The organism is Limosilactobacillus alvi (assembly GCF_016900115.1).
Classification (GTDB): Bacteria; Bacillota; Bacilli; order Lactobacillales; family Lactobacillaceae; genus Limosilactobacillus; species Limosilactobacillus alvi.
The window spans coordinates 1-3,174 of the sequence record NZ_JACJJQ010000069.1; the positions used below are offsets into that span (position 1 = coordinate 1).

Here is a 3,174-nt window from a genome sequence, read left to right on the forward strand (position 1 = left end):
TTTTAACGAATATAATCGCTATCTCAATTAACTCGATTGATCGACGATCAATCAGGTTAAGTTACAAAGGGCGCATGGTGAATGCCTTGGTACTAGGAGCCGATGAAGGACGGGACTAACACCGATATGCTTCGGGGAGTGGTAAGTACACTTTGATCCGGAGATTTCCGAATGGGGAAACCTAACTAACTTAGTCGTTAGTTGCTTGACTAGTGAATTCATAGCTAGTAAGCGGTAGACGCAGTGAACTGAAACATCTAAGTAGCTGCAGGAAGAGAAAGAAAAATCGATTTCCTGAGTAGCGGCGAGCGAAACGGAAAGAGCCCAAACCAACGAGCTTGCTTGTTGGGGTTGTAGGACTGAACGTTTGAGTTACCAAGGGGCAAGGTAGTCGAAGCAGTTGGGAAGCTGCACCAGAGATGGTGATAGTCCAGTAGACGAAACCTTACCCCCTCAGTTCAGGATCCTGAGTACGGCGGGACACGTGAAACCCCGTCGGAATCTGCGAGGACCATCTCGCAAGGCTAAATACTCCCTAGTGACCGATAGTGAACCAGTACCGTGAGGGAAAGGTGAAAAGCACCCCGGGAGGGGAGTGAAAGAGTTCCTGAAACCATGTGCCTACAAGCTGTCGGAGCCCGTTAATGGGTGACGGCGTGCCTCTTGCAGAATGAACCGGCGAGTCATGATTACGTGCAAGGTTAAGGTGGAAAAACCGGAGCCGTAGCGAAAGCGAGTCTGAAATGGGCGTACGAAGTACGTAGTTATGTACCCGAAACCAGGTGACCTACCCATGTCCAGGATGAAGGTGCGGTAAAACGCACTGGAGGTCCGAACCCGTGTCTGTTGAAAAAGGCTGGGATGAGGTGTGGGTAGCGGTGAAATTCCAAACGAACTTGGAGATAGCTGGTTCTCTCCGAAATCTCTTTAGGGGGAGCCTCGGAATTAAGAATCTTGGAGGTAGAGCACTGTTTGAACACGGGGCCCGTCATGGGTTACCAACTTCAGATAAACTCCGAATGCCATCGATTCATGTCCGGGAGTCAGACGATGAGTGATAAGATCCACCGTCGAAAGGGGAACAGCCCAGATCACCAGTTAAGGTCCCAAAATATATGCTAAGTGGAAAAGGATGTGGAGTTGCATAGACAACTAGGATGTTGGCTCAGAAGCAGCCATCATTTAAAGAGTGCGTAATAGCTCACTAGTCGAGTGATCCTGCGCCGAAAATGTACCGGGGCTAAGCATATTACCGAAACTGTGGATTCAACCGTTAGGTTGAGTGATAGGAGAGCGTTCTAAGGGCGATGAAGTTAGACCGTGAGGACTAGTGGAGCGCTTAGAAGTGAGAATGCCGGTATGAGTAGCGAAAGACAGGTGAGAATCCTGTCCACCGAATGACTAAGGTTTCCTGGGGAAGGCTCGTCCTCCCAGGGTAAGTCGGGACCTAAGGCGAGGCCGAAAGGCGTAGTCGATGGCTAACAGGTTGAGATTCCTGTACTAGTTAGTTGCGTTTGAATGATGGAGGGACGCAGAAGGCTAAACGATCCGGACGATTGGAAGTGTCCGGCCAAGCAGTAAGTTAGGGTTAGAGTTAAATGTTTTAATCCGGGTTAACAAGCTGTGATGGGGAGTGAAATTATAGTAGCGAAGTCGTTGATGTCACGCTGCCGAGAAAAGCTTCTAGTGAGTAACTAACTACCCGTACCGCAAACCGACACAGGTAGTCGAGGAGAGAATCCTAAGGTGAGCGAGTGAACTCTCGTTAAGGAACTCGGCAAAATGACCCCGTAACTTCGGGAGAAGGGGTGCTGGTCGCAAGACCAGCCGCAGTGAAAAGGCCCAGGCGACTGTTTATCAAAAACACAGGTTTCTGCAAAATCGTAAGATGAAGTATAGGGGCTGACGCCTGCCCGGTGCTGGAAGGTTAAAAGGAAGGGTTAGCTTCGGCGAAGCTCTGAATTGAAGCCCCAGTAAACGGCGGCCGTAACTATAACGGTCCTAAGGTAGCGAAATTCCTTGTCGGGTAAGTTCCGACCCGCACGAAAGGCGTAACGATCTGGGCACTGTCTCAACGAGAGACTCGGTGAAATTGAATTGCCTGTGAAGATGCAGGCTACCCGCGACAGGACGGAAAGACCCCATGGAGCTTTACTGTAGCTTGATATTGAGTGTTTGTATTGCTTGTACAGGATAGGTAGGAGCCATAGAAACCGGGACGCTAGTTTCGGTGGAGGCGTTGGTGGGATACTACCCTTGCACTATGACCACTCTAACCCGCACCACTCATCGTGGTGGGAGACAGTGTCAGGTGGGCAGTTTGACTGGGGCGGTCGCCTCCCAAAAGGTAACGGAGGCGCCCAAAGGTTCGCTCAGAATGGTTGGAAATCATTCGCAGAGTGTAAAGGCACAAGCGAGCTTGACTGCGAGACAGACAGGTCGAGCAGGGACGAAAGTCGGGCTTAGTGATCCGGTGGTTCCGTATGGAAGGGCCATCGCTCAACGGATAAAAGCTACCCTGGGGATAACAGGCTTATCTCCCCCAAGAGTCCACATCGACGGGGAGGTTTGGCACCTCGATGTCGGCTCATCGCATCCTGGGGCTGTAGTCGGTCCCAAGGGTTGGGCTGTTCGCCCATTAAAGCGGTACGCGAGCTGGGTTCAGAACGTCGTGAGACAGTTCGGTCCCTATCCGTCGCGGGCGTAGGAAATTTGAGAGGACCTGTCCTTAGTACGAGAGGACCGGGATGGACATACCGCTGGTGTACCAGTTGTTCCGCCAGGAGCACCGCTGGGTAGCTATGTATGGATGAGATAAACGCTGAAAGCATCTAAGTGTGAAACTCGCCTCAAGATGAGATTTCCCATTCCGTTAAGGAAGTAAGACCCCTCAGAGATGATGAGGTAGATAGGATGGAAGTGGAAGTGCGGTGACGCATGGAGCGGACCATTACTAATCGGTCGAGGACTTAACCAAGGTAAAAGGTGGTAAGGTTACTTGAAGGGAAAGATATTGTTTAGTTTTGAAAGCACAAGCTTTCAATCCTGAAAAGGATAGAGTGTGGTGATGATGGCTTGAAGGATACACCTGTTCCCATGCCGAACACAGAAGTTAAGCTTCAACGCGCCGAAAGTAGTTGGGGGATCGCTCCCTGCGAGGATAGGGCGTCGCCA

2 rRNA genes are annotated in these 3,174 nt (G+C 50.9%); both read left to right on the forward strand.

The annotated features are described in order from the left end of the window. The first annotated feature begins 54 nt into the window (after positions 1 to 54). Positions 55 to 2,977, forward strand: a 23S ribosomal RNA gene (locus H5993_RS09030). A gap of 83 nt (positions 2,978 to 3,060) precedes the next feature. Beyond that, positions 3,061 to 3,174: ribosomal RNA gene (rrf, locus tag H5993_RS09035) — 5S ribosomal RNA — on the forward strand; the annotation flags it as partial.